This is a genomic window from uncultured Cellulomonas sp., assembly GCF_947494015.1.
Taxonomy (GTDB): Bacteria; Actinomycetota; Actinomycetes; order Actinomycetales; family Cellulomonadaceae; genus Pengzhenrongella.
This window is the reverse complement of the sequence record NZ_CANLTL010000002.1, coordinates 294790-321627: the sequence shown is the minus strand read 5'-3', so window position 1 is coordinate 321627 and position 26838 is coordinate 294790. Positions and strand designations below refer to the sequence as shown.

The 26838-nt window shown below is 74.5% G+C and carries 21 protein-coding genes; 10 read left to right on the top strand and 11 right to left on the bottom strand.

Going from position 1 to position 26838, the window contains the following annotated elements; all coding sequences use genetic code 11:
- Positions 1–9 precede the first annotated feature (9 nt).
- Together Q0840_RS03230 and Q0840_RS03225 are read right to left on the bottom strand one after the other, a co-directional pair.
- Positions 10–1116, bottom strand: a complete 1107-nt coding sequence (locus tag Q0840_RS03230) for a sugar-transfer associated ATP-grasp domain-containing protein (RefSeq protein ID WP_298456247.1) — start codon at positions 1114–1116, stop codon at positions 10–12.
- A gap of 171 nt (positions 1117–1287) precedes the next feature.
- Positions 1288–1926, bottom strand: coding sequence for a malonic semialdehyde reductase (locus Q0840_RS03225; RefSeq protein WP_298456244.1), 639 nt, complete (start codon positions 1924–1926; stop codon positions 1288–1290).
- A gap of 99 nt (positions 1927–2025) precedes the next feature.
- On the opposite strand from Q0840_RS03225, the gene tsaD reads away from it, so the two are divergent.
- Complete coding sequence (gene tsaD / locus Q0840_RS03220; protein WP_298456241.1) at positions 2026–3069, top strand: tRNA (adenosine(37)-N6)-threonylcarbamoyltransferase complex transferase subunit TsaD; 1044 nt, start codon at positions 2026–2028, stop codon at positions 3067–3069.
- A gap of 48 nt (positions 3070–3117) precedes the next feature.
- Here the strand turns inward: tsaD and Q0840_RS03215 are convergent, their stop codons facing one another.
- Positions 3118–4254 carry a glutamate--cysteine ligase gene (locus tag Q0840_RS03215; RefSeq protein ID WP_298456239.1) on the bottom strand — a complete coding sequence of 379 codons (1137 nt, stop codon included), beginning with the start codon at positions 4252–4254 and terminating at the stop codon, positions 3118–3120.
- A 9-nt stretch (positions 4255–4263) separates the two neighbouring features.
- On the bottom strand, positions 4264–5448 hold the full coding sequence (locus Q0840_RS03210) for a THUMP-like domain-containing protein (protein WP_298456236.1): 1185 nt from the start codon (positions 5446–5448) through the stop codon (positions 4264–4266).
- 247 nt (positions 5449–5695) lie between these two features.
- Between Q0840_RS03210 and groES the strand changes: the two genes are divergently transcribed.
- On the top strand, positions 5696–5992 hold the full coding sequence (gene groES / locus Q0840_RS03205) for a co-chaperone GroES (protein ID WP_298456233.1): 297 nt from the start codon (positions 5696–5698) through the stop codon (positions 5990–5992).
- Between the two features lie 249 nt (positions 5993–6241).
- Here the strand turns inward: groES and Q0840_RS03200 are convergent, their stop codons facing one another.
- A complete protein-coding gene (locus Q0840_RS03200; RefSeq protein ID WP_298456229.1) occupies positions 6242–6538 on the bottom strand; it encodes a WhiB family transcriptional regulator in 297 nt (98 codons plus the stop codon).
- Positions 6539–6805: 267 nt separating this feature from the next.
- On the opposite strand from Q0840_RS03200, the gene Q0840_RS03195 reads away from it, so the two are divergent.
- The 6 genes from Q0840_RS03195 (at position 6806) to Q0840_RS03170 (ending at position 14560) form a co-directional block, all read left to right on the top strand.
- Positions 6806–7783, top strand: coding sequence for a MerR family transcriptional regulator (locus tag Q0840_RS03195; RefSeq protein ID WP_298456227.1), 978 nt, complete (start codon positions 6806–6808; stop codon positions 7781–7783).
- A gap of 155 nt (positions 7784–7938) precedes the next feature.
- Positions 7939–8649 carry a response regulator transcription factor gene (locus tag Q0840_RS03190; RefSeq protein WP_298456224.1) on the top strand — a complete coding sequence of 237 codons (711 nt, stop codon included), beginning with the start codon at positions 7939–7941 and terminating at the stop codon, positions 8647–8649.
- Between the two features lie 43 nt (positions 8650–8692).
- Complete coding sequence (guaB, locus tag Q0840_RS03185) at positions 8693–10225, top strand: IMP dehydrogenase (protein WP_298456221.1); 1533 nt, start codon at positions 8693–8695, stop codon at positions 10223–10225.
- Positions 10226–10378: 153 nt separating this feature from the next.
- Positions 10379–10930 carry a type 1 glutamine amidotransferase domain-containing protein gene (locus Q0840_RS03180; protein ID WP_298456218.1) on the top strand — a complete coding sequence of 184 codons (552 nt, stop codon included), beginning with the start codon at positions 10379–10381 and terminating at the stop codon, positions 10928–10930.
- An 80-nt stretch (positions 10931–11010) separates the two neighbouring features.
- Positions 11011–12135: a GuaB3 family IMP dehydrogenase-related protein gene (locus Q0840_RS03175; protein WP_298456213.1), complete on the top strand. Its 1125-nt coding sequence runs from the start codon at positions 11011–11013 to the stop codon at positions 12133–12135.
- A gap of 148 nt (positions 12136–12283) precedes the next feature.
- Positions 12284–14560: a bifunctional diguanylate cyclase/phosphodiesterase gene (locus Q0840_RS03170; RefSeq protein WP_298456210.1), complete on the top strand. Its 2277-nt coding sequence runs from the start codon at positions 12284–12286 to the stop codon at positions 14558–14560.
- A gap of 13 nt (positions 14561–14573) precedes the next feature.
- Here Q0840_RS03170 and Q0840_RS03165 read toward each other — a convergent pair whose 3' ends face one another.
- The 3 genes from Q0840_RS03165 to Q0840_RS03155 are packed head-to-tail and all read right to left on the bottom strand — an operon-like array spanning position 14574 to position 20535.
- Positions 14574–15878 (bottom strand): acetate kinase, encoded by a 1305-nt coding sequence (locus Q0840_RS03165; protein ID WP_298456207.1) that lies wholly within the window; start codon positions 15876–15878, stop codon positions 14574–14576.
- On the bottom strand, positions 15875–18031 hold the full coding sequence (pta, locus tag Q0840_RS03160; RefSeq protein WP_298456204.1) for a phosphate acetyltransferase: 2157 nt from the start codon (positions 18029–18031) through the stop codon (positions 15875–15877). Before pta ends, Q0840_RS03165 begins: the two co-directional genes overlap by 4 nt.
- Entirely contained in the window at positions 18028–20535 is a 2508-nt protein-coding gene (locus Q0840_RS03155; RefSeq protein WP_298456201.1) for a phosphoketolase, read from the bottom strand. The genes pta and Q0840_RS03155 overlap by 4 nt, the downstream gene beginning before the upstream one ends.
- Positions 20536–20749: 214 nt before the next feature.
- Here Q0840_RS03155 and Q0840_RS03150 point away from each other — a divergent pair, with 214 nt between their 5' ends.
- A complete protein-coding gene (locus Q0840_RS03150) occupies positions 20750–21670 on the top strand; it encodes an SURF1 family protein (protein WP_298456196.1) in 921 nt (306 codons plus the stop codon).
- On the opposite strand, the gene arfB is transcribed toward Q0840_RS03150, so the two are convergent.
- The gene (gene arfB / locus Q0840_RS03145) at positions 21636–22067 is read right to left on the bottom strand and encodes an alternative ribosome rescue aminoacyl-tRNA hydrolase ArfB (RefSeq protein WP_298456194.1); all 432 of its coding nucleotides are present in this window, start codon (positions 22065–22067) and stop codon (positions 21636–21638) included. The two genes, Q0840_RS03150 and arfB, sit on opposite strands and share 35 nt — an antisense overlap.
- Before the next feature lie 123 nt (positions 22068–22190).
- On the opposite strand from arfB, the gene Q0840_RS03140 reads away from it, so the two are divergent.
- Positions 22191–23237, top strand: coding sequence for an NAD-dependent epimerase/dehydratase family protein (locus Q0840_RS03140; protein ID WP_298456191.1), 1047 nt, complete (start codon positions 22191–22193; stop codon positions 23235–23237).
- Positions 23238–23274: 37 nt separating this feature from the next.
- On the opposite strand, the gene Q0840_RS03135 is transcribed toward Q0840_RS03140, so the two are convergent.
- Together Q0840_RS03135 and Q0840_RS03130 are read right to left on the bottom strand one after the other, a co-directional pair.
- A complete protein-coding gene (locus Q0840_RS03135; protein WP_298456189.1) occupies positions 23275–25008 on the bottom strand; it encodes an ABC transporter ATP-binding protein in 1734 nt (577 codons plus the stop codon).
- On the bottom strand, positions 24989–26761 hold the full coding sequence (locus Q0840_RS03130) for an ABC transporter ATP-binding protein (RefSeq protein WP_298456186.1): 1773 nt from the start codon (positions 26759–26761) through the stop codon (positions 24989–24991). The genes Q0840_RS03135 and Q0840_RS03130 overlap by 20 nt, the downstream gene beginning before the upstream one ends.
- Between the last annotated feature and the right edge of the window lie 77 nt (positions 26762–26838).

Sequence of the window (26838 nt, the reverse complement as noted above, 5' to 3'; positions counted from 1 at the left end):
ACGCCCGCCTCAGCGCGGCAGCAGGCGTCGCACCGACCGGACCCGGCGCATCGTCCGCCCGACGGCGTTGCCGAGCCGCGGGCCGGTCGGCATCGGTGCGCCCGCTGCCACGAACTGGGCGCGGATCGTCTCGTCCGCCACGAAGCCGCGCCCGTGCACCTGCACCAGGACCGGGTCCCATCCCGAGTTGCCCTCCAGGACGACCGGTCCCGTCGGCGTGGCCACGACGTCCCAGCCGATCGAGCGGATGCCGGGCAGCAGCACGGCCGCGCTCCGGCACACCTGCAGGATGCGGTCCCAGTCGGGGACGACGGTCCCGCCGAACGGCTCCCCCGTGTCGGGGTGCTCGGTCAGCCAGCGGGACTCACCGAACAGGTTGCCCCGCCCCATGACCCCGGTCGTGATGTCGACCCCGACGTTCACGCCGCCTGCGTGCCAGTTGTTGGCCATGGTGCCCCGGCGGCCGAGGATCGTGACGGCCGCCTGGACCTGGACCTCACCCGCAAGATCGGCCAGGGTGACGACGCGGATGGTGTTGGTCGTCCACGGGGCGAGGCGCTGGTACTCGGGGTGGGACGGCACGGGGACCTGGACGATGTAGCCGGGGGCGTCGCCCATCCCGGCGACGTCCACCTCGGCGACCGCCGCGGCGAGCGTGGTCACCCGGCCGGTCCGGGTCGTGGCCCGCCCGGATGCGTGGTCGATCTGGTCGAGGATCAGCAGACCCTTGCCCTGCTGGCCGCCGGCGGGCTTGAGGACGAGACCGTCCGGTCGCACCCGGTCCACCTCGGCGAGGACGTCGTCGGCGGTCCGCAGGCGCCGCCGGCCGTCCCAGCTCAGGCCGTGCACCGGGTCGTACAGGCCGAGCGTGTGCGGGATCGGCACGCCGGAGGCGGCCATCAGGCGGTAGAACACCCACTTGTTGCCGGTCAGCACCTGCGCCGGTCGGGCGTTGAGTGCGGGGTGGACCTGCTCGGCCAGCCACGTGTGGCTCAGCAGACCCTCCGCGTCCCGGGGCGTCCGGGTGCCGTCGGTCACCCCGTAGGTCCGCAGGTCCTTGGGCCGGTGACCCCAGCCGAGGACCAGCCGTGCCTGCTCCGTCGCGCTGAGCGCCATACGACCCCCTCGTCGCTCCCACCACTGGGCGGTTCGCCGCCACCCTAGTGCGGTCCCGCCGGACCGGCCGGTCGGGCGGGGCGCACACGCGGTGGCGCGGCGGCGTCGCCCGGTGGGTGACGCGGCCGCTCCGCCGGTGGGTGACGCGGCCGCGTCGGGGTCGGACCGCGGTCAGACCTGCGCGGACACCTGCTCGTAGGACAGGCGCGGCGCGCGCGGGCGGACCGACTCCGCGCCGGCGGGCGTGCCCAGGTTGAGCACCATGAGCGAGCGCCACCCGCTGCCGTGGAAGAACTCGGCGTCGATCCCGGCGGCGTCCATCCCGCCCATGGGGCCGACGTGCAGCCCGGCGGCGCGCAGCCCGACGATGAGGTACCCGATCTGCAGCATGGCCGAGGACCGGGCCACGGCCTCGCGGCCGTCCGGGTCGGCGAACATCGCGCGCGCGTTCGGGTTGTGCGGGACCAGCACGTCGAGGTGCTCGTGGAAGCTCGGGTCGGCGGCGGCGACCACCGTGAGCGGCGCGGCCAGCACCCGGTCCCGGTTGCCCTCGGCCATGTGCGCGGCGAGGCGCTCGCGGGCGGAGCGGCTGCGCACCACCAGCAGGCGCAGCGGCACGGTGTTCATCAGGGTCGGTCCCCAGCGGACCAGGTCGTAGACGGTCTCCAGCTGGGCGTCGGTCACCTCGCCGTCGGCGAAGGTGTTGACCGTCCGCGCCTCGCGGAACAGCAGGTCGGCGACGTCGTCACCCACGGCCAGTCCGGTCGGGGAGAAGTCGAGGTCGCTCAGGGAGTCGGTGTCAGACGTCATGTCGCGTGCAACCGCCGCAGCGGTCCGCGCGCTTCCTGGCCGCGGTGTGGCCCGCGTCACGGGCGTCGCAGCGGTCCGCGCCGCCGATAGCCTGAGCCCATGGCGCTCCCCCTCGTCCTGGGCATCGAGACCTCGTGCGACGAGACGGGGGTGGCCCTGGTGCGGGGCGACGAGCTGCTCGTGGACTCGGTCGCGAGCTCGATGGACGAGCACGCCCGGTACGGCGGGATCATCCCCGAGGTCGCCTCCCGTGCCCACCTCGAGGCGATGGTCCCGACGCTGCAGCGGGCCCTGGACACGGCCGAGGTCGAGCTGGCTGACGTCGACGCGATCGCCGTCACCGCGGGACCCGGGCTGGTCGGCCCGCTGACCGTCGGCGCCGCGGCCGCCAAGGCGCTCGCGCTGGGGCTGGACGTACCGCTGTACGGCGTCAACCACGTGATCGGGCACGCCGCGGTCGACGAGCTCGTGCACGGGCCGTTCCCGGAACGGGTGATGGCGCTCGTGGTCTCGGGCGGGCACTCCTCGCTGCTGCTGGTCGACGACATCGCCACCGCGGTCACCGAGCTGGGCTCGACCTTGGACGACGCCGCGGGGGAGGCGTTCGACAAGGTCGGCCGACTGCTGGGGCTGCCGTACCCCGGTGGCCCGCACATCGACCGGCTCGCCCGCGAGGGGGACCCGACGGCGATCCGGTTCCCGCGCGGGCTGACGGCGGCCAAGGACCAGGAGCGGCACGCGGACGACTTCTCGTTCTCCGGGCTGAAGACCGCGGTCGCCCGATGGGTCGAGGCCCGCCAGGACGCCGGCCAGGACATCCCGCTGGCCGACGTCGCCGCCTCGTTCGCCGACGCGGTCGCCGACGTCCTGACCGCCAAGACGATCGCCGCGTGCCGGCGCCACGACGTCGGCACGCTCGTCGTCGGCGGCGGGTTCTCCGCGAACTCCCAGCTGCGCGACCTCATGGCGACCCGCTGCGAGCAGGCCGGGATCGAGCTGCGCATCCCGCCGATCCGCTACTGCACCGACAACGGCGCGATGATCGCCGCGCTGGGCGCGGCGGCCGTGCGCCGCGGGCTGGCGCCCTCGGACCTCGACCTGCCGGTCGACTCCTCGATGCCGCTGACCCGGGTGACCGTCTGACCCGACGCCGCCGTCCCCGGCACCGGGCCGGCCGCCTGCCGACCTCGGCTACAGCGGGCGCCCCGCCCGCATCTCCGCGACGAGGGACGCCACCACGGCGTCGAGCTCGCCGCCGTGGCGCCGGGCCACCGCGCGCTGGCGCTGGTAGGAGGCGCCTCGGTCGAGGATCGTGTGCACCCCGGCGAGCTCGTCGGCGCACCCCAGCCGTGCCGCGGTGGGCTCGAGGTCCGCGACGAGCCGGCGGACGGCGTCGGTCACCAGCTCCTCGTCACCCTCCTTGTTCAGGATGACGATCGCGTCCATCCCGTAGCGCGCGGACCGCCACTTGTTCTCCTGGACGAACCACGGCGGCATCACGGGGAGCTCGCGCCCCTGGTCGAGCATGGTCGAGAAGTGCTCCACCAGGCAGTGCATCAGCGCGGACAGCGCCATGAGCTCGGTCTGGTTCGTCGCGCCGTCGCAGACCCGCATCTCGAGCGTGCCGAACCGGGGGGAGGGGCGCACGTCCCACCGGATCTCGTCGAACTGGTCGATGACGCCGGTGTGCATCATGTCCGCGACGTAGCCCTCGAGCTGCTCCCACCGCTCGAACTGGAACGGCACGCCCGCGGTGGGCAGCTGCTGGAACATCAGCGCCCGGTTGGACGCGTAGCCGGTGTCCTTGCCGCCCCAGAACGGGCTCGAGGCGGACAGCGACTGCAGGTACGGCAGCGCGGTGAGCAGCGCCCGGGAGATCGGCAGCACCTTGGCGCGGTCCTCGATGCCCACGTGCACGTGCACCCCGTAGATGAGCATCTGCCGGCCCCACCACTGGGTCCGGTCGATCAGCGTCGCGTAGCGCTCCTTGTCGGTGACCTTCTGGTTGCTCCACCGGGCGAACGGGTGCGTGCCGGCGCACATGAGCTCCACGCGCAGCGGGTCGGTGACCGCCCGGACCTCCTCGATCGCCCGCTGCAGGTCCGCGCCCGCCTCGCCGACGGTGCGGCTGACCTTGGAGACGATCTCGACGGTGTTGAGCAGCAGCTCCTGGCGGATGTTGGGGTGCTCGCCTCCGTCGGCGGGCCGGACGGCGTCCAGCACGGTCGCGGCGACCTGGCGCAGGTCGCCGGAGTCGGTGTCGACGAGCGCGAGCTCCCACTCGATGCCGACGCTGGAGCGCTCGGAGTGGGCGAAGGGGATCTGCACGGGTCCTCCTCAGGTGACGGGGTCGACGACGAGCACCTGCTGCGAGCCGCCGACGCGGGTCAGCACGATGGTCGCCTCGGCCGCACCGCGCAGGTCGAGCTGCTTGCGCAGCTGCTCGGGGACGACGGCGGTGCCGCGCTTCTTGATGGTCAGCCGACCCACGCCCCGCTCGCGCAGGTACGTGCGCAGCCGCTTGAGCCCGAAGGGCAGCGTGTCCAGGACGCGGTACCCGGTGGCCAGCGGGGTGTCGTGCAGGTTGGTGGACGTCACGTAGGCGATGGTGCTGTCGACGAGGTGGCCGTCGACCTCGCGGGCGACCTGGGCGACCAGCCCGGCGCGGATGACGGCGCCGTCGGGCTCGTACAGGTAGGCCCCGACCGGGCCGACGTCGGCCGGCTGCGCACCCTCGTCGCGGACGGCGTGCGCGGACCGGCCACGCAGCACCAGCGCGGTGCGGCCCGGCCCGTCGGTGCGCAGCGGTCCGAACCACAGCCCGGCCTCGACGACGTCACCGTCGACGGACACCCACTGGGTCTCCGCGTCGGCGGGCAGCGCCGAGTGCGGGATGCCCGGCCCGACCTTGACACCCAGCGCGGGCACCTGCGCGGTCAGCGCCTGGACGGCGTCGAGCGGGGGTGAGTAGGCGGCCGGGTCGAAGACGCGACGGCCGGAGGTAACCCGGCGGGCCGGGTCGGCGTAGACGCCGTCGACGCCCTCGGCGCGCAGGTCGAGGGTCAGGCCGTCGGTGTGCCGGACGACCGCCTCGGGGAAGTGGCGCAGGTTGACGGTCGCGAGAGCCGCGGTGAGCTCGTCCTGCTCGGCAGCCAGCACGCCGAGCCCCACCCCGGCGAACGCCAGCGAGTCGGCGCCGATGCCGCAGGTGATGTCGGCGACCCGGGTCACGCCCGCGTCGACGTAGCGGCGGGCGTGGTGCGCCGCGACGGTCAGCCGCGTCGCCTGCTCGAGCCCCGCGGGCGTGAACAGCATCCCGTCGGCGAAGGTGTCGAACTTGGCCTGCGCCCGGGCACGCAGCCGTGACTGGGTGAGCGCTGCCGCGACGAGCTCGGGGTCGGTGCCGTCCCGGCGCAGCTGCTCGGACAGCGCCATGGTGCGGACCTCGTCGTACGGCGGCAGCGCCGAGAGCAGCGCCCACCCCTGCGGGCTGAGCAGCTTGGTGAGCCCGGCGGCGTCCATGCGCCGATCCTCGCACGGCCCTGCGCGTCGCCACCCGATCTGGTCGACCGGCCCGCCGGGGCGCCGCCGGGCAGCGCCGTTAGCACTCGCCTTGACCGAGTGCTAACCCCTTCCTAGAGTGACCGGTGGCGCTCCCGACGGGCGCGCCACCCGCAACGGCAGAGCTCGACCGACCCCCGCGACGGCGGCCGGCTCTGGCGGTGCTCCATCGGACATCAGCAACTCACACGCGAAGGGGAGGTCCGCAGTGTCGGTCTCCATCAAGCCGCTCGAGGACCGCATCGTCGTCAAGACGCTCGAGGCAGAGCAGACCACGGCGTCCGGTCTGGTCATCCCGGACAGCGCCAAGGAGAAGCCCCAGGAGGGCGAGGTCCTGGCCGTGGGCCCGGGTCGCATCGACGACAACGGCAACCGCGTCCCGCTGGACGTGGCCGTGGGTGACAAGGTCATCTACAGCAAGTACGGCGGCACCGAGGTCAAGTACTCCGGCGAGGAGTTCCTCATCCTCTCGGCGCGGGACATCCTCGCGATCGTCGAGAAGTGACGACTGCCTGATCTCGCAGCCAGGGCCCCGCGCCCGGCAGCACCACGGCGCCCCTCGTCGGCCTCGGCCGACGGGGGGCGCCGTCGCGCCCGGTGCGTGCGGGGCGTGCGGCGGCCGGGCCGCGACGGCCAGGGCGTCACGCCCGGCGCTCACGACGCCCGGCCCGGACGACGACGCCCGGACCGCACGACGACGCCCCCGCACCCGGCGGCTGCCGGGTGCGGGGGCGTCGTCGTACGGTGGTGGCGCTCAGACCGCTTCGCGGGAGGCGGCCGGCTTGGCGAGGATGGCGGCACGCTCGTCCTCGGACAGCCCGCCCCACACGCCGTAGGGCTCGCGGACCTTGAGCGACTGCTCACGGCACTCCTGGATCACCGGGCAGGTGGCGCAGATCGCCTTCGCGGCCTCGGCGCGGCGGCGGCGGGCCGACCCGCGCTCGCCCTCCGGGTGGAAGAAGAGGGTGTCGTCCGCATCGCGGCACGCGCCCTCGAACTGCCACTCCCACAGGTCCATCACGGGTCCGGGCAGACGCGAGATCTCGGTCACGAGGTCCTCCTTGACGATGCGCGGCCCGCCCCGGCAGGGGAAGAGTCCGGCGGTGGTGCGATGTAGGTCGTGGTCCAGCCTGTGCTGCACTGGTGACCGGAACGCTACAACCGAGTCAGAAGTTGTTCAAGCCCCTTGGTGCACCGATTCATGAACCGGTTCGGCTGCAACGGTCCACGTGGTGCGTTCGCCCGTCCGGGCGACCGGCTGGCGCGGTTGCGCGCAGGCCCGGTGGTCATCGTTGCCCCGGGTCGGCAGAATCGAGCCATGACTCTCGCTCGAGACCGTGGCGGCGATGCCGACCGGCCTCGACCACAACGCGCCACGACCGCGCCGGAGGCCCCCGCCCTGACCGTCGCGGCGGTGGCCCGCCGGCTCGGGGTCGCCCCCGCGACGCTGCGGACCTGGGACCGCCGGTACGGCCTCGGGCCGTCCGAGCACTCGGCCGGGTCCCACCGCCGCTACACCGCCGACGACGTCGCGCGGCTGCTCGTGATGCGCCGCCTGACCCTCGAGGGCGTCGCCCCCGTCGAGGCCGCGCGTGCGGCCCGTGACGCCGACCCCGCGCTGGCCGGCGAGCCCGGCGGCCGGATGCTGCCGCAGACGCCTGCCGGCGAGGCGCCCGGCGAGGCCGTCACCCCGGCCTCGCTGGTCGAGGCGGCGCTGGCCCAGGACGAGGAGGGGTGCCGCGTCCAGCTCGCGGTCGACGCGGGGGACGTCCCGACCTGGTGGACGGGGCTGGTGGAGCCCGCCCGTGCCGGGCTGGCGACCCGCACCGTGCTCGCCCGGCCGGGGGAGGACCCCGAGGCCGTGCTCGAGGCGGCGGTCCTCGGGGTGCTGCGCGGTCGTCCGGTGCCCGCCGAGGTGCTGGCCGCCATCGGGCAGCGCGTCGTGCTGCTGCTGGCTCCACCCGGTCACGCCCGACCGCTGGCCCTGCACGCGCTGGCGGCCGCGCTGACCGACCACGGGGTCGACGCGCGCGTGCTGGCCGGCCCGGTGGACCGGCACCGGGTCCTCGAGCTGGCCGTGATGGTGCGGCCGGTCGCGGTCGCGCTGATCGGTGAGCAGGCGGCGCCGGACCTCAGCATCGTCGGCGACCTGCATGCGGCCCAGCCCGACCTGCCGCTCTTCGTGGGGCTGGTCGACGACGCCGCCGCGGCGACCCTGCCGCTGGACCGCTCGGTGCACCGGGCGCGCAGCTTCACCGGCCTCGTCCACGAGGTGCTCGCGGTCTCCCACGGCTGACCGCACTCGTCCGGGTGACCACGCGCGTCGTTTCACCCCTGGACCGCACTCATCTGGAGCATCCCGGCGTCGATATTGGTCCCTGAACGAGTTGGCGCCACAGGGCGCCAGCCCCTGCGCCATGGATGGTGCGGGCCTGACGGGAGGAAACGTCGATGACAGGGGTCGTGGTCTGCCACGGCTCACCGGCCGTGCGCGAGCGGCTGGTGGCAGCCGCCCAAGCAGTACCCGCGCTGACGCCGGTTCGAGCCGCTGCCTCCGGCGAAGAGCTCCTGCTCCTCGCCCGCCGTCAGTCACCGAGCGTCGTCCTGCTGGACGCGCACCTCCCGGGCACCGGTCCGGTCGAGGCCATGCGCCGTCTGCGCCTGATGAACATCGGGGCCGCCGTGGTGATGCTCGCCCAGCCGGGTGACGAGATCGCGCTGGACCGGGCGATCGCGCTCGGCGCCCGCGGGTTCGTCTCCCCGGACGTGGGCCGGTCCGAGCTCGCCGCCGTGGCCGCGCACGTGCTGGCCGCCCCCATCGGCCCGCGAGCCGGCCTGCCCACCCGTCTGCCCGCCGTCCCGGCGCCGACCACCGGGGCCGCCCGCCGGCCCGTCACCGCCCTGCGCACCGCGGTCCCGGCGGCGCGTGAGCGCGAGGTCGAGTCGGCGACGGTCCAGGTGCCCAAGCCGGAGCTGACCAAGCGTGAGATCGAGGTGCTCACCGGGATGAGCAACGGGCGCTCCAACGCCCAGATCGGTGCGGACCTGTTCCTCTCGGAGGACACCGTCAAGACCCACGCCCGCCGGCTGTTCCGCAAGCTCGGGGCCTCCGACCGGGCGCAGGCCGTGGCCATCGGTCTGCGGCGGGGGATCATCCGCTGACCGGGCCGGTCCTGGCCCGCGGGCAGCGACGTAGGATCGGTGGATGACCGAGTACGGCACCCCCGGACCCGACGCGTCCCACGACCCCTTCGGCCTGGTCGGCCTCACCTACGACGACGTCCTCCTGCTGCCCGGGGAGAGCGACGTCGTGCCGTCCGAGGTGGACACCACCGCGCGGCTCACCCGCAACATCACGGTTGCCGTGCCGCTGCTCTCGGCGGCGATGGACACCGTGACCGAGGCGCGGATGGCGATCGCCATGGCCCGCCAGGGCGGCATCGGCGTGCTGCACCGGAACCTGTCGATCGAGGACCAGGCCCACCAGGTCGACCTCGTCAAGCGCTCCGAGTCCGGCATGGTCACCGACCCGGTGACCGTCGGCCCGCACGCGACGCTCGCCGAGCTCGACGCGCTGTGCGGCAAGTACCGCGTCTCGGGGCTGCCGGTGGTGGACGCCGACGGCCGCCTGCTCGGCATCATCACCAACCGCGACCTGCGCTTCGTCGCGCCCGGCGACTTCGCCGTCCGCCGGGTGCACGAGGTGATGACGCCCATGCCCCTGGTCACCGCGCCGGTCGGGATCTCCCGCGAGGACGCCGCCGCGCTGCTGGCCAAGCACAAGATCGAGAAGCTGCCCATCGTCGACGGGGACGGCCGGCTGTCCGGGCTCATCACCGTGAAGGACTTCGTCAAGACCGAGCAGTACCCCCGCGCCACCAAGGACGACGAGGGCCGGCTGCGGGTCGCCGCCGGGGTCGGCTTCTTCGGCGACGCGTGGGAGCGTGCCATGGCCCTGGTGGACGCCGGCGTCGACGTCGTCGTCGTGGACACCGCGCACGGGCACGCCCAGGCGATGCTCGCGATGATCCACCGGCTCAAGACCGACCCCGCCGCGCGCGGCGTCGAGGTGATCGGCGGCAACGTCGCCACCCGGGCCGGTGCGCAGGCGCTGGTCGACGCGGGTGCGGACGCGGTCAAGGTCGGGGTCGGGCCGGGCTCGATCTGCACCACGCGCGTCGTCGCCGGGGTCGGGGTGCCGCAGATCACCGCGATCCACGAGGCAGCCAAGGCGACGCGGCCGTCCGGCGTCCCGGTGATCGGGGACGGCGGCCTGCAGTACTCCGGGGACATCGCCAAGGCTCTGGTCGCCGGTGCCGACACCGTCATGCTCGGGTCGCTGCTCGCCGGCTGCGAGGAGAGCCCGGGCGACCTGGTCTTCGTGGCCGGCAAGCAGTACAAGAACTACCGCGGCATGGGGTCGATGGGCGCGATGGCCTCCCGCGGGCGGGTGTCGTACTCCAAGGACCGCTACTTCCAGGCCGACGTCGCCTCCGACGAGAACATCGTCCCCGAGGGCATCGAGGGGCAGGTGCCGTACCGCGGCCCGCTGCGCGCGGTGGCCCACCAGCTGGTCGGGGGGCTGCACCAGTCGATGTTCTACGTCGGTGCGCGCACCATCCCCGAGCTGCAGGCGCGCGGGCAGTTCGTGCGGATCACCGCGGCCGGGCTCAAGGAGTCCCACCCGCACGACATCCGGATGACCGTCGAGGCGCCCAACTACGGCGGGGGGCGCTGAGCCGCTCGGTGCGGCCCCGGCGGACCCGCTCGCCGGCCGAGTCCGGCCGGCGCCGCACGCGCTGCGGATGCGGACCCGTCCGCCCGGGGTGAGGCTGGGCGCGCGTCCCCGGCGGCCCTCCCGGCCGCCACGCACCCGAGCCGAAGGAGCACCATGGCGAAGCTGTCCGGCAAGACCGTCGCCTTCCTGACCAGCAACGCGGGCGTCGAGCAGCCCGAGCTGACCGAGCCCTGGCAGGCCGTGCTGGACGCCGGCGGGTCGCCGGTGCTGATCGCGCCCGAGACCGGCGACGTGCAGGCCGTCGTCGGCGACCTCAACCCGGCGAGCACGTTCCCGGTGGACCGGCCGCTGTCCGGCGTCGTCGCGGACGAGTTCGCAGCCCTCGTGCTGCCCGGCGGCACGGTGAACGCCGACACGCTGCGCACCAACGTGCAGGCGCAGAACCTGGTCCGGGCGTTCGTCGAGCAGCGCAAGCCGATCGCGGCGATCTGCCACGCGCCGTGGACGCTGATCGAGGCCGACGTCATCGCCCACAAGACGACGACGTCCTACCCGAGCCTGGCCACGGACCTGCGCAACGCGCGGGCGACCTGGGTCGACGAGGAGGTCGTCGTCGACGACTCCCAGGACTGGACCCTCATCACGTCCCGCGACCCCGACGACCTGCCGGCCTTCACCAAGGCGCTGGTCGACGCGCTGTCCTGACCGCACGTCCGTGCCGCCCGCGCACCCGGTGCTGCCGGTGCGTGGGCGGCGGCGGACGACGGCGCCGGTAGCCTGGGCCGGTGAGCAACGAGATCGAGATCGGTCGTGGCAAGCGCGGACGGCGCGCCTTCTCCTTCGACGACGTCGCCGTCGTCCCCTCGCGCCGCACGCGTGACCCCGAGGAGGTCTCGGTCGGCTGGCAGATCGACGCCTACCACTTCGACCTGCCGATCCTGGCCGCCCCGATGGACTCGGTGGTCAGCCCGGAGGTCGCGGTCGCGCTCGGCCGGATGGGCGGCGTCGGCGTGCTGGACCTCGAGGGCCTGTGGACCCGCTACGACGACCCGACCGCCCTGCTCGCGGAGATCGCCGGGCTGGACGGCGCCGTCGCCACCGCCCGCATGCAGGAGCTGTACGCCGCCCCCATCCGGCCCGACCTGATCACCCAGCGCCTGAAGGAGGTGCGCGCCGCCGGGGTGACCGTGGCCGGCGCGCTCTCCCCGCAGCGCACCCAGGAGTTCTCCCAGGTCGTCGTGGACGCCGGCGTGGACCTGTTCGTGATCCGCGGCACCACGGTCTCCGCCGAGCACGTCTCCGGCCGGGCGGAGCCGCTCAACCTCAAGCGGTTCATCTACGAGCTCGACGTCCCCGTCGTCGTCGGCGGCGCGTCGACCTACAGCGCCGCGCTGCACCTCATGCGCACCGGCGCGGCGGGGGTGCTGGTCGGCTTCGGTGGCGGCGCGGCGCACACCACCCGGGTCTCGCTCGGCATCCACGCGCCGATGGCCACCGCGGTGGCGGACGTCGCCGCCGCGCGCCGGGACTACCTCGACGAGTCCGGCGGTCGGTACGTCCACGTCATCGCCGACGGCGGCGTCGGGCGCTCCGGGGACCTGGTCAAGGCCATCGCGTGCGGCGCGGACGCCGTCATGGTCGGCGCGGCGCTCGCCCGCGCCACCGAGGCGCCCGGCCGGGGCTGGCACTGGGGCCCGGAGGCGCACCACCCGCAGCTGCCGCGCGGCGAGCGGGTCAGCGTGGGCACCGCCGGGACGCTCGAGGAGATCCTGTTCGGGCCGGGGCGTCGCGCCGACGGCACGCTGAACCTCATCGGCGCCCTCAAGCGCGCCATGGCGACCACCGGGTACTCCGACCTCAAGGAGTTCCAGCGCGTCGAGGTCGTCGTCTCGCCGTACCAGCCGCACTGAGCCCCGCTCGCCCGCGGGGCGTCGCCCCGTGAGGTGACCGCGCGGTGCCCGCCGGCGTCGTCGGATCCGCCGACGGCGGCCTCGGCGGTCTTGGCGTGCCCGCGCGGGGCCGCCTCAGCCGCACGGCGGGGCGGCCGATAGGCCGACCGTGACAGTCACGCGCGCAGCCCGCACCCCCCGCACGTCGTGGTCCGCGCTCGCCCTGGTCGTGGGCCTCGTCGCCGCGGTGGCGGCCCTCCCCGGCCTGCGCGCCGCCGGTGCGGTGCTCGCCGCCGTCGGGTCGGTGTCGCTGGTGCTGGTCGGCGTGCGCCTGCACCGTCCCACCTCGCGGGTGTGGCTGCTGGTCGCGCTCACCCTCGCGACGTGGGGCGCCGCCACCGTCCTGTCGCAGCTGGGCGGGGACGCCGCCGCCGGCCGCACCGGGGACGCGCTGATCGCCGCCGGGCAGGCGATCGCGGCGCTCGTCGTCGTGCACGTGGCACGCATGGGCACGCCGGAGGCTGCAGCGCAGCGCGGCAGCCGGGTGGACCTCGTCATCATGGCGACCGTGCTCGGCCTCGTCGTGGCGCAGCTCGTGGCTGCCGCCACGGCGGACGCGTCGTCGCTCGCGGCGCTCGTGATCCCGACCGTCGACGTCACGATCATCGGCCTGCTGCTGCGATTCGTGGTGACCCGGCCGCGCCTGCCGGTGAGCTCCTACCTCGCCCTCGCCGGCGCTGTGACCACGACCGTCTACGACCTCGCCTGCGCCGTCCAGGGCCGGCGGCTGCCCCCGCCCGGCGACCCGGTGCAGATCCTCGGCGTGCTGTGCGTGCTGCTGTTCGGCGTGGCCGCGCTGCACCCGTCGATGGTGCAGGTGTTCGACGCCTCGCGGTTCTCGCGTCGCCGTCCGGCCTCGGTGGCGCTGCTGGGCCTGCTGCCCCTGGTCGCCGTGCCCGCCGGGTTGTGGTGGGTGTCCTGGATGACCGAGGTGCCCGGCCTGCCCAACGGGGTCCTGGTGGTGAGCGGGTCGTTCGTCGCCGGCCTGTGCCTGGTGCGCGCGGCGCGTGCGTTGCGGGACAGCGAGCACCTGGCGTCGCACGACCCGCTCACCGACCTGGCCAACCGGCGCGGCCTGGCGCGGGCCTTCGCCGACGAGCCGCCGGCCGGCGGACGCAGCATGCTGCTCATCGACATCGACGAGTTCAAGCAGGTCAACGACACGCACGGTCATGACGTCGGCGATGCCCTGCTGCTGGGGGTGCGCGACCGGCTGCTGACGGCCACATCGGCCGGTCGGGAGGTCGTCGCCCGGCTCGGCGGCGACGAGTTCGTCGTGCTGACCGCCACCGACACGGCCGACGCGACCGCGGACCGCGTGCTGCGGGCGCTGCGCGCGCCGGTCGAGGTCCACGGGCTCGACCTGCGCGTCAGCGCGAGCATCGGCGTCGCCCACGCCGAACCGGGCACGTCGTTGGTCGAGCTGCTGACCCGCTCCGACGTGGCGATGTACGCCGCGAAGGCGGCCGGCCGGGACACCGCGGTGGAGTTCCACCCGGACATGCGCACCGAGGTGTCCCGCCGGTTCGCGCTGACCAGCGAGGTCCGCCAGCTGCTGGCGGCCCGCTCGCCCGACGTCGGCCGGCTGGAGGTGCACTACCAGCCCCTGGTCGAGCTGCGCTCGGGGCAGGTCGTCGGCGCGGAGGCGCTGGTGCGGTGGCGCCATCCGGAGCACGGTCTGCTGCCGCCGGGGGACTTCCTGGGGATCGTCAGCCGGAGCGGCCTCGACGCCCGGCTGGACCGGGTGGTGCTGCTGGACGTGCTGAGCCAACTGCGGCAGTGGCGCGACCGCGGCCTGCGGCCCCTGCCGGTGAGCGTCAACCTCACCGGCGACAGCCTCGGCGACCCGGAGCTGGCCGAGCAGGTGCTCACCGCCCTGGCCGACGCCGGCGTGCCCGCCTCGCAGGTGCACGTGGAGATCACCGAGCACCAGCAGCTCCCGGAGGACAGCCCTGCGGCGCGGTCGCTGCGACGGCTGCACGAGGCCGGGGTCGCGACCCACCTGGACGACTACGGGGTCGGGTACACCTCGCTGGACTACCTGCACAGGTTCCCGGTCGAGGTGCTCAAGCTCGACCGGTCGGTCGTGGCGTCCATGAGCGACGGCCCGGCGAACCTGGTGGCCGGGGTGGTCGCGATGGCGTCCGCCTGGGACCTGGCCCTCCTCGCGGAGGGGGTGGAGACCGCGGAGCAGCGCGAGCAGCTGGTGGCGGCCGGCGTGCGGTACGGGCAGGGCTACCTGTTCTCCCGTCCGCTGCCGGCGGCCCGGTACGAGGTGCTGCTGGGCCGGGTCGGGTCTGCGGGGGCGGCCGTCCTGCCGGCGGCCACCGAGCGGCCGCGGCCCGCGCCCCTGGTGGGGGCGTCCGCCGCGACGCGCTCGACCTGACGGCGTCCGGCGGTCAGCGGGCCGGGCCGCCGTACTCGTCGTCGGCGTCGCCGGCAGCCTGACCGCCGTCCCCGCCGCCGATCGCGGCGACCGCCTGCCGAGCGATCGCCAGCTCCTCGTCGGTCGGCACGACCATGACCAGCGTCGAGGTCCACGCGGGGGAGATGATCGTCGGCTCGGTCTTGCGGCCCTGGTTGCGCTCGGGGTCGATCGCGATGCCCAGGCCCTCCAGGCCGGCGACGGCGAGCTCGCGGACCCGGGCGTCGTTCTCGCCGACGCCCGCGGTGAAGCTGATCACGTCCACCCGGCCGAGCACCGCGAGGTAGGCGCCGATGTACTTGCGCAGGCGGTGGACGTAGACGTCCAGCGCGCGCTGCGCGTCACGGTCCCCCTCGCCGATCAGGCGGTGCAGCTCGCGGAAGTCGTTCTCCCCGGACAGGCCCTTGAGGCCCGACCGCCGGTTGAGCAGCTCGTCGATCTCGTCGACCGACATGCCGGCGTTGCGGTGCAGGTGGAACACCACGGCCGGGTCGATGTCGCCCGTGCGGGTCCCCATCACCAGCCCCTCGAGCGGGGTCAGCCCCATCGACGTCTCGACCGCGACACCGCCGCGCACGGCCGACGCCGACGCGCCGTTGCCCAGGTGCAGCACGATCTGGTTGAGGTCGTCCAGGCGGCGGCCCAGCGCGCGCGCGACCTTGCCGGACACGTACTGGTGGGACGTGCCGTGGAAGCCGTACCGGCGGATCGCGTGCTCCTCGGCGACCGCACGGTCCAGCGCGTACGTCGCGGCGGCGTCGGGCAGGGTTTGGAAGAACGCGGTGTCGAAGACCACGACGTGCGGGACGTCCGGCAGCAGGGTGCGGGCCACCTCGATGCCGCGCAGGTTCGCCGGGTTGTGCAGCGGCGCGAGCGGGGACAGGTCCGCGATGGCGCGCAGCACGTCGTCGTCGACGACGGCGGGCGCGGAGAACAGCGACCCACCGTGCACCACCCGGTGCCCGACGGCGACCACCTGGGCCTCGGCGAGGTCCGGGCCGACCTCGGCGAACAGGTCCAGGGCCGTGCGCAGCGCGTCGCCGTGGTCCCCGATGGGGCCGGTGCGGCGGGTGGTGTTGCCGGCGAAGGTGTGCCGGACGACGCCGTCGGACTCCCCGATCCGCTCGATCAGGCCCGACGCGATGGCCTCACCGCCGACCGGGTTGACCAGCTGGTACTTCAGCGACGACGAGCCCGAGTTGATGACCAGGACGCTGCCGTGCGCGCCGAGCGCGCTGTGCGGGCTGGGTCGGGTGCCGACTCCGGGGACGGGGGTCATGCGGTGGCCTCCTCGGTGGCGGCGGGGGTGTCGGCGGTGCGTGCCGCCGACTGGGCGAGGGCCTGCGCCTGGATGGCGGTGATGGCCACGGTGTTGACGATGTCGCCGACGAGCGCCCCGCGGGACAGGTCGTTGACCGGCTTGTTCAGGCCCTGCAGCACCGGTCCGACGGCGACCGCACCCGCCGACCGCTGCACGGCCTTGTAGGTGTTGTTGCCGGTGTTGAGGTCCGGGAACACGAACACCGTCGCGCGGCCGGCCACCTGGGAGTCCGGCAGCTTGGTGCGCGCCACCGAGGCGTCCACCGCGGCGTCGTACTGGATGGGGCCCTCGACGCTGAGCTCGGGCCGGCGCTGCCGGACGAGCTCGGTGGCGGTGCGGACCTTCTCCACGTCCGCCCCCGACCCCGACTCCCCGGTGGAGTACGACAGCATCGCGATCCGCGGCTCGATGCCGAACTGCGCCGCCGTCGCCGCCGACGAGATCGCGATGTCGGCGAGCTGCTCCGCGGTGGGCTCGGGGTTGACCGCGCAGTCGCCGTAGACGAGCACCCGGTCGGCCAGGCACATGAGGAACACGCTCGACACGATCGAGACGCCGGGGACGGTCTTGATGATCTCGAACGACGGCTTGATGGTGTGCGCGGTGGTGTGCATCGCGCCGGAGACCATCCCGTCCGCCAGGCCGAGGTGGACCATCATCGTGCCGAAGTACGACACCGACGACACGATCTCCCGCGCCCGCTCCACGGTCATGCCCTTGTGCGCCCGCAGCCGGGTGTACTCCTCGGCGAACCGCTCGTGCAGCTCGCCCGTGTGCGGGTCGACGATGTGCGCCTCGTCCAGCGCGAGGCCGAGCTCGGTGGCCCGGGTCCGGATCGACGCCTCGTCGCCGAGGATGGTCAGCTCGGCGACCCCACGCTGCAGCAGCGTGCTCGCCGCGCGCAGCACGCGGTCGTCGGCGCCCTCGGGCAGCACGATGTGCTTGCGGTCGGCACGCGCCCGGTCGAGCAGGTCGTACTCGAACATCAGCGGCGTGACCACCTCGGGTGCGGGCAGCTCGAGCCGGGCGAACAGCGCACCCGAGTCCACGTGCTGCTCGAACAGCGCCAGCGCCGTGTCGATCTTGCGCTGGGAGTCGGCGGACAACCGGCCGCGGGTGCGGGCGGCGGCGCTCGCGCTGCGGAACGTCCCCAGGTCGGTCCGGATCACCGGCACCCGCTGGCCCAGGCTCTCCACGAGCCGGGCCATCGAGCCCTCCGGGTAGAAGCCGCCGTTGAGGATGATCCCGGCCAGGGACGGGAACCCCGCGGCCGCGTGCGCCATCAGCAGCCCGAGCAGCACGTCGGTGCGGTCCCCGGGGGTGATGACGACGGCGCCGTCGGACAGCCGGTCCAGCAGGTGCTCGAACGACATCGCCCCGACCACGACGTCCAGCGCCTCACGGCTGAGCAGCTCCTCGTCGCCCACCACGAGCCGCCCGCCGACCGCCTCCATCAGCGCCCCCACCGTGGGGGCCACCAGGAACGGCTCCTCGGGCAGCGACCAGGCGGGCACGTCACCGTCCAGGGCGGTGCGCACCGCGTCGAGGTCACCGGTGCACCGGTTGGCGACCACCCCGATGACCTGGGCGTGGTTGGTGCGCAGCTCGCCGATCGACACCTCGGCGACCTGCCGGACCTCCGCCGGGGACCGTCCGTTCCCGCTGACCACGAGCAGGGCCGGGGCGCCCAGGTTCGCCGCGATCCGGGCGTTGAAGGACAGCTCGGTCGACCCGGCGACGTCGGTGTAGTCGCTGCCGACGATGACCACGACGTCGCAGCGCCGGGCCACCTCGTGGTAGCGCGCCACGATGTCCGCCAGCGCCCGCTCGGGGTCGGCGTGCACCTGGTCGTAGGTGACGCCCAGGCACAGGTCGTAGGGAAGGTCGACGGCGTCGTGCGCGAGCAGCAGCTCGAGCACGTAGTCCGTCTGGTTCGTCGACCGGGCGACCGGACGGAACACCCCCACCCGCTCGGCGCGCCGGGTGAGCAGGTCCAGCACCCCCAGCGCGACCGTCGACTTGCCGGTGTCGCCCTCCGGGGACGTGACGTAGACGCTGCGAGGGGCGTGCTCCGCCGTCGACGGCGCTGCGGGCGCGTCGGGGGCCGTCACTCGTTGTCCCCGCCGGTGGCCGTCGTGCCGGCGCCCTGCCCGGTGTAGGTCGGCCCGGCGCCCTCGGTCGCCGTCTCCCCGGCGTCCGGCCACACCCACGCGGCGACCTCGGGGATGTCCTCCCCGTGCACGCGGGTGTACTCCCGGGCGCGGATGCGCGAGTCCACCATCCGCTGGCGCAGGCCGGCGGCCTTGGAACGCAGGTGGGGGACCTGGTCGATCACGTCGATGACGAGGTGGTACCGGTCGAGGTCGTTGAGCATGACCATGTCGAACGGCGTCGTCGTCGTGCCCTCCTCCTTGTAGCCGCGCACGTGGATGTTGCTGTGCCCCGCGCGGCGGTAGGTCAGGCGGTGGATGAGCCACGGGTAGCCGTGGTAGGCGAACACCACCGGCTTGTCCGTGGTGAACAGGGTGTCGAAGTCCCGGTCGGACAGCCCGTGCGGGTGCTCCTTGGCGTCCTGCAGGCGCATGAGGTCGACCACGTTGACGAAGCGCACCTTGAGGTCGGGCAGCTCTCGGCGCAGGATGTCCGACGCCGCCAGCGCCTCCAGGGTGGGCACGTCACCGGCGCAGCCCAGGACGACGTCCGGGTCCTGCCCCGGGGTCTCCGATCCGGCCCACTCCCAGATCCCCAGCCCGCGGGTGCAGTGCGCCACGGCCTGCTCCATGGTCAGGAAGTTCGGCGCCGGCTGCTTGCCGGAGACGACGACGTTGACGTAGTCGCGGCTGCGCAGGCAGTGGTCGTAGGTCGACAGCAGCGTGTTGGCGTCCGGCGGCAGGTACACCCGGACGATCTCGGCCTTCTTGTTGACCACGTGGTCGATGAAACCGGGGTCCTGGTGGCTGAAGCCGTTGTGGTCCTGGCGCCACACGTGGCTGGACAGCAGGTAGTTCAGCGACGCGACGGGGCGCCGCCACGGGATGTCCTGGGTGACCTTGAGCCACTTGGCGTGCTGGTTGAACATCGAGTCGATGATGTGGATGAACGCCTCGTAGCAGTTGAACAGGCCGTGCCGGCCGGTCAGCAGGTACCCCTCGAGCCAGCCCTGGCACTGGTGCTCGGACAGCATCTCCATGACACGTCCCGCGCGCGCGAGGTGCTCGTCGACGTGGTCGCCGGTGAGCTCGGCGTTCCACTGCTTGTCGGTCGCGTCGAAGACCGCCTGCAGCCGGTTCGACGCCGTCTCGTCCGGGCCGAAGATGCGGAAGTTGTCGGGGTTGAGCCGGATCACCTCGGTCAGCCACTGCCCGAGCACGCGGGTGGCCTCGCTGATCGACCCGGCGGGCGTCGGGACGTCGACGGCGAAGTCGCGGAAGTCCGGCAGCCGCAGGTCCTTGAGCAGCAGCCCGCCGTTGGCGACCGGGTTGTCGCTCATGCGCAGCGGACCGACCGGGGCGAGCCGGGCGATGTCCTCGCGCAGCGTGCCGGCGTCGTCGAAGAGCTCCTCGGCGCGGTAGGACCGCAGCCAGCCCTCCAGCACCTGCAGGTGCTCGTCGGTGTCCCGGGCGCTGGCCAGCGGCACCTGGTGCGAGCGCCAGGAGTCCTCCACCTGCTTGCCGTCGATGACGGGCGGGCAGGTCCAGCCCTTGGGGGTGCGCAGCACGATCATCGGCCACCGCGGGCGGCTGTCGTCACCGGCCGCGGCGCGCGCCTTGATGTCCGCGATCTCGTCGAGCACGGTGTCGAGCAGCTCGGCGAAGCGGCGGTGCACCGCGGCGTGGTCCTCGCCGTCGAAGCCGCCCGTGAACAGGTACGGGTGGTGCCCGTAGCCGCGCATGAGGTCGAGCAGCTCCTCCTCCGGGATCCGGGCGAGCACCGTGGGGTTGGCGATCTTGTAGCCGTTGAGGTGCAGGATCGGCAGCACGACGCCGTCCTTGGTGGGGTTGACGAACTTGTTCGAGTGCCAGCTCGTGGCCAGCGGGCCGGTCTCGGCCTCCCCGTCGCCGACCACGGCCGCGACCAGCAGGTCCGGGTTGTCGAACACGGCGCCGTAGGCGTGCGACAACGCGTACCCGAGCTCGCCGCCCTCGTGGATGGACCCCGGGGTCTCCGGGGCGACGTGGCTCGGGATGCCGCCGGGGAAGGAGAACTGGCGGAACAGCCGGCGCATGCCCTCGGCGTCGGGCGTGATGTCGGAGTACGTCTCGGAGTAGGTGCCGTCCAGGTAGGCGTTGGCCACCAGGCCCGGGCCGCCGTGGCCGGGGCCGGTCACGTAGACCGTGGACTGCCCGCGCTCGGAGATCGCCCGGTTGAGGTGCGCGTAGAGGAAGTTCAGACCCGGCGTGGTGCCCCAGTGACCCAGCAGCCGCGGCTTGACGTGGTCACGGGTCAGCGGCTCGCGCAGCAGCGGGTTGTCCAGCAGGTAGATCTGGCCGACCGACAGGTAGTTCGACGCCCGCCACCACGCGTCGACGCGAGCGAGGGTCTCGTCGGTCAGCGGTTCGTCCGGGCGGTGCGCCCAGGCCGTCGGTGTGATGGCTGCGGTCGTCTGCACGGTCATCGCGGTTCCCCTCGTCCCTCGCCGGCGTCGCGGTCACGCCGTCGGCTCGTGCGTGCGGTGGTGTGCTGCTGCGGTGCGACGGGCGTCCCGCGCACCGCGAGGCGGGTGGTCGCCACCCGCCTGCCGTCATTCTCATCACAGTCCGGCCGGGCGCGCACAGGCCCTAGGTCATGGACGCACGGGCACCGACGTGCCTGCGGGTAGCGTGCGAGGCGTGCCCGAGCGCGAACCGACCACGTTGCTGCGTGCGGCCACGCGACCGCGCATGCTCGTGCTGCTGCTCGTGCTGCTCGCGGCGGCCGCGGCCTGCGCCCAGCTGGGCGTGTGGCAGCTGGACCGGGCGCAGGCGCGCGGTGAGCTCGCGGCGCAGCGCGAGGCGGCGACCGCGCAGGGCGTGCCGGCGGTGCCGCTCGACTCGGTCCTCGCGCCGCAGACGTCGTTCGACGGCGACCTGCTCGGTCGCGAGGTCGTGGTCACCGGCACCTACGAGCCGGACGGCCAGCTGCTGGTGACGGACCGGAGCCTGGACGGCCGCGACGGGTACCTCGTGCTGACCCCGCTGCGGGTCGCCACCGCCGACGGCGCCCGTCCGGTGCTGCCCGTGGTGCGCGGCTGGGTCGCGTCGCCCGACGACGCCGGTGACGCGGGCGACGTGCCCGGCGGCACGGTGATGCTGACCGGGTACCTGCAGGCGTCCGAGGCGGCCGGGGTGCTGGACGCCGCGGCCGGACGGACGCAGGGGATCAGCAGCGCGCAGCTCGTCAACGAGTGGGGCGGGCCCACCTACTCGGGGTACCTGGTGCTGGCGACGTCGTCCCCGGCCCAGGACCGCGCGCTGCGGGCGCTGGACCGCCCCGAGCCCCCGGACGAGGGCGGGCTCGACCTGCGCAACCTCGGGTACGCGCTCCAGTGGTGGATCTTCGGGGCGTTCGCCGTCGCGCTGTGGCTGCGGCTCGTGCGGGACGAGGCACGCGGTGAGCCGCCGCTCGGCGAGGACCCGGTGGGGGAGCCGCCGCTCGGCGAGGACCCGGTGGGGGAGCCGCCGCTCGGCGGAGACCCGGCGGGGGCGCCGCCGGCGCCGCCCGACCGGCGGCCGGCCGTCACGGGGCAGGCGGGCGCCGACGCATCGACTTGACCGACCGCCGCCGCCGCTCGGACTCCACGCGCCGGGTGCGCGAGGCCCGGCTCGGACGGGCTGGACGCCGCGACGGGGCCGGTGGGGCCAGGGCGTCGTCGAGCAGCGCGACGAATCGCTGCCGCGCGGCCTGCCGGTTGCGCAGCTGTGAGCGGTGCTCGGAGGCGGCGACCACCAGGACGCCACGGGTCAGCCGGCCCGCCAGGCGCTCCAGCACCCGGCTGCGCTGCTCGTCGGTCAGCGCCCCGGTGGCCGCCACGTCCCAGACCAGCTCGACCCGGGAGTCGGCGGTGTTCACCGACTGACCACCGGGCCCGCCCGAGCGCGAGAAGCGCCACACCAGCTCGTCGTCGGGCACGACGACGGCGCCCGCACGCAGGATGACCGGACCGAACACGGGTCCAGCCTGGCGGGTCGCGGCGGCAGGTGGCCACCCGGCAGCCCACCGCGGTGCCGCGGTCGTGGTCCGCCGTGGGCAGCAGGGGTCGACACCGGCACGTCCGCCGGGCAGCCTCGCGCCATGAGGATCCTCGCGGTGGGTGGCACGGGCTGGCTCGGTGGGCGGGTCGTGGCGGCGGCGCTCGAGCGGGGCCACCCGGTGAGCACCCTGGCCCGCGGTCGCCGCGGCCACCCGCCGGCCGGGGTCCGCGAGCTCGTCGCCGACCGTGACGACGCGGACGAGGTCGGACGCGCGCTCGCCGGCGTCGAGGTCGACGCCGTGGTCGACACGTCCGGGTACTCCGTCGCCGGGGCCAGGTCGGCGGCCGCCCACCTGGCCGGTGTGGGCGCGTACGCGTACGTGAGCAGCATCAGCGCGTACCGGGACTGGCCGTCCCGGCCGGTCCGCGGCACCGACGACCCGACGTTCACCGACGACTCCGACGACTACGGACCGATGAAGGCCGCGAGCGAGCGGGTCCTCGGCGAGGCGCTGGGCGACCGGCTGCTCGTCGCGCGCGCCGGGCTCATCATCGGTCCCGGCGACCGGTCGGGGCGGCTCGCCTGGTGGCTGCGGCGCCTGGCTCTCGGCGGCCCGGTGGTCGTGCCCGCCGGCTCCCTCGACCAGCCCGTCGCCTTCGTCGACGTCCGCGACCTGGCGGGCTGGCTGGTCGACAGCGTGGTGGGCGGCCGGTCCGGTGCGGTGAACGCGACCGGCGACGCGGGCATGACGACGTACGGCGGGCTGCTGGAGGTGTGCCGGGACACCGTCGGCGACGACGCGCGCGAGCCCGTCACCTGGGTGCCGCGGGACGACGACGCCCTGCTGGCCGCGGGTGTCGAGCCGTGGACGCACCTGCCGTTCTGGTTGCCGGCGGCGGATGCGGGGGCGGCGTGGGGCGTGGACACGTCGAGCGCGCGCACGTCCGGACTGCCGAGCCGACCCGTCGAGGAGACGGTGCGTGACCTGTGGGCGTGGTTGCGCGCCGACCCCACGGCGCCGCCGGCCGTGCCCGGAGCGGCCGCGTCGCCCGGGGCGCCGGCGCGCTCCGCGCCCGAACGGCCCGCCGACCCGCAGCGGCCGGTGTTCGGGCTGCCGCCGGCGGTCGAGGCGACGCTGCTGCGCTGACCGGGGCGAGGTCGCGGTCGCGGTCGTCCGGTGACCCTCAGTCGCTCTGCCAGGAGTGCCACAGCGCCGCGTAGTCGCCGCCGGCCGCGACCAGCGCGTCGTGCGGGCCGATCTCGGTGATCCGGCCCGCGTCGACCACGGCGACCCGGTCGGCGTCGTGCGCGGTGTGCAGGCGGTGGGCGATGGCCACCACCGTGCGGCCCTGGAGCACCGCGGACAACGACCGCTCCAGGTGCCGGGCCGCGCGCGGGTCCAGCAGCGACGTGGCCTCGTCCAGCACGAGCGTGTGCGGGTCGAGCAGCACCAGCCGGGCCAGGGCGAGCTGCTGGGCCTGGGCGGGGCTGAGCACCGTGCCGCCGGACCCGACCGCGGTCACCAGCCCGTCCGGCAGCGCCCTCACCCATCCCCAGGCGTCCACCGCTCGCAGCGCCCCGACGAGCTCGTCGTCGCTCGCACCGGTGCGGGCCAGCCGCAGGTTGTCCGCGACCGTGCCCACGAAGACGTGGTGCTCCTGCGTCACGAGCGCGACGTGGCCGCGCAGCTCGTCCAGCGGGAGGTCGACCAGCGGCACGCCGCCGACGTCGACCCGGCCGCCGGTGGGTGGGTGCACCCCGGCCAGCATCCGGCCCAGGGTGGACTTGCCCGCCCCGGACGGCCCCACCACCGCGAGGCGCTCGCCGACCCGCAGGGTCAGGTCGATCCCGTGCAGCACGTCGTGGCCCGGCCGGTAGGCGTACCGCACACCGCGGCCGACCACCTGCTCGTCGGCGGGCCGCGCGGTGCCCGCGGACCGGTCCGGCGGCACCCCCTGCACGCCGACGATCCGGGCCAGCGAGGTGCCGCCCACCTGGATCTCGTCGAGCCAGAAGATCAGCTCGCCGATGATCGGGATGACCTGGACGGCGTAGAGCGTGATCGTGGTGACCTCGCCGACCGTCGCGCTGCCGGTGGAGACCAGGTGCGCCCCCCAGATCAGCACCGCGACGACCGGCAGCAGGAACGCGATGTCCACCCCGGGGAACAGGATGGTGCGCAGCCGCAGCGTGGCCCGCTCGGCGTCGAAGGCCTCGCGCAGGTCGTCGTCCACCCGCGACCGCCGCCGGGCGCCCAGGCCGAGGGCGTCGACGGTGCGGGCGCCCTCGACCGACTCGGTGATCGTCCCGTTGAGCCGGGAGTACGCCGCGGACTCGCGCAGGTACGCCGGGGCCGCGCGGCGCAGGTACCAGCGGGTGATCGTCACCAGCAGCGGCACCCCCGCCAGCAGGCCCAGCGCCACCAGCGCGTCGGTCAGGGCGGCGGCGACCAGGGTGAGCACCACGGTCGCCGCGGTGACGAGCAGGCGCGGCACGCCGAACCGGACGGTGTACTGCACCCGGTCGATGTCGTTGGTCATCCGCGCCACCAGGTCACCGGTGCCGGCGCGCTCGACGGTGGACAACGGCAGGCGCGTCACGGTCGAGACGAACCTCTCGCGCAGCTCTGCGAACACCGTCTCGCCGAGCACCATCGCGGTCCGGCGGGCGAACCGGGTCAGCACGGCCTGGGCCAGCACCGCTCCGACCAGCAGCAGCACCGCGCGGTCGATCGCGTCGACGGTCGTGCCCCGGGTGACGCCGTCCACCAGCGTGCCGAGCAGCCACGGCCCGGCGAGGCCGGCCAGCGCGGCCAGGCCGTGCAGGACGACGGCGGACGTCAGGCCCGCGCGGTGCTGGCGGAGCAGGGCGACGGTGTGGCGCCGCAGCTCGGCGGGCTCAGCGACGGGCAGCTGCATGGCGGTCCTCCTTCGGGGTCTCGGTGTCGGCGGCAGCCCGGGAGACGACCGCCCGGTAGGCCCGGGCGTCCGCGCCGTCACCGTCCATCAGGGCGCGGTGGGTGCCCACCGCACGCACGCGCCCGTCCTGGACCAGCGCCACCTCGTCGACGACGTCGAGCACGAGCGGGCTGGCGGTCACCACGACGGTCGTGCGACCCCGGCGGGCCCCCGCGAGCCGGGCAGCGATCCTGGCCTCGGTGTGCGCGTCGACCGCGCTCGTCGGCTCGATCAGCACGAGCACCTCGGCCCCGGTCAGCAGGGCCCGCGCGAGCGCCACCCGCTGGCGCTGCCCGCCGGACAGTGAGCGACCCTTCTCGGCGAGCTCGCCGTCCAGGCCGCCGGGCACCGACTCCAGGACGTCCCCGGCGTCGGCCGCGTGCAGCGCGCGCTCGACCGACTCGCGGTCGCCCCGCCCCCGCACGTCGAGCTCGTCGAGCAGCCGTCCGGTGAACAGGTGCGGGGTCGACTCGGCGACGACGATGCGCTCGCGGACGTCGGCCAGCCGCAGCTCGGCCAGCAGCGTGCGTCCCCAGCGGACCCCCGGCGTCACGGGGTCGCCGCCGAACCGGCCGAGCCGGGCGGCGACCCGCGCGCTGTCGTCCGGGTCCGCGCTGACCAGTGCGAGCAGGGCGCCGGGCCGCACCACGAGCCCGCTGGCGTCGTCGACCAGCGGGGCGCCGGTGGGCGGCTCGGCGGGCGTGGCCGGGTCGGCCGCGGCGCTGGTCGGCACGCGCAGCACGGCGAGGATCTTGCGTGCCCCGACCACGGCGCGGGTGGTGACCCGCAGCGCCTCGGTCGCCGTCCACAGCGGCTCGGTGAGGAACGCGGCGAACCCGTAGAAGGCGACGAGCTGACCGGGGGTGATCTCGCCGGCCAGCGCGAGCCGGGCGCCGTACCAGACCACCGCGGCCAGGAACAGGCCGGGCAGGAGCGTCTGCAGCGCGTCCAGCAGCGACTGGGTCTGGGCGACCCGCACACCGGTGCGCCGCACGGTCTGGGACTGCTCGGCGTACCGCCCCGCGAACACGTCCTCCCCGCCGATGCCACGCAGGATGCGCAGGCCGGACACCGTGTCCGCGCCGAGCGTGGTCAGCCGCCCGGCCGCTTCCCGCTGCGCCGCCTGCCGGCCTTGCAGCGGCTTGACCAGCAGCGACAGGATCGCCACCACGACCGGCAGGCCCACCAGGACGAGCGCACCGAGCACGACGGACGTGCGCATGAGGACGACCGCGATGGTCGCGTACGCCGCGATCCCCCCGACGAAGCGGGCCGCGATCGCGAACACCTCACCCATCCGCAGCGCGTCGCTGGCGACCGTGGCCACGACCTCCCCGGTCGGCAGCTCGGCGGTGACGGCGTCGCCGGTGCGGGTGACGTGGCGACCGATGAGCTGGGACGACGTGAACGCGGCCCGCAGCCAGTTCTCGACCTCGAGCCGGTGACCGACCACGTTAGCCCCCGCCTGCACCAGCCCGACGCCGAGCAGGGCGGCGCAGCCGGCCAGCAGGGCCGGGCTGACGCCGTCGGCCAGGCCGTCGTCGACCACGCGGCCGAGCATGTACGGCAGCAGGGCGCCCGCGACGCTGCCCACGATCCCGACGGCGACCGCCGCGGCGAGCACCCCGGACTGCCGGCGCGCGTGCCACCACAGCAGCGCCCGCGGTGAGGTGAGCGGGGGGCTGCCGGGATCGGCCAGGGGGAGGGGACGCACAGCGGGTCACGCTAGGCGTGACCACCGACACCTCGGTACGCATTTTCTCCGGTCTGCGCCGTGGGAGATGATCGACG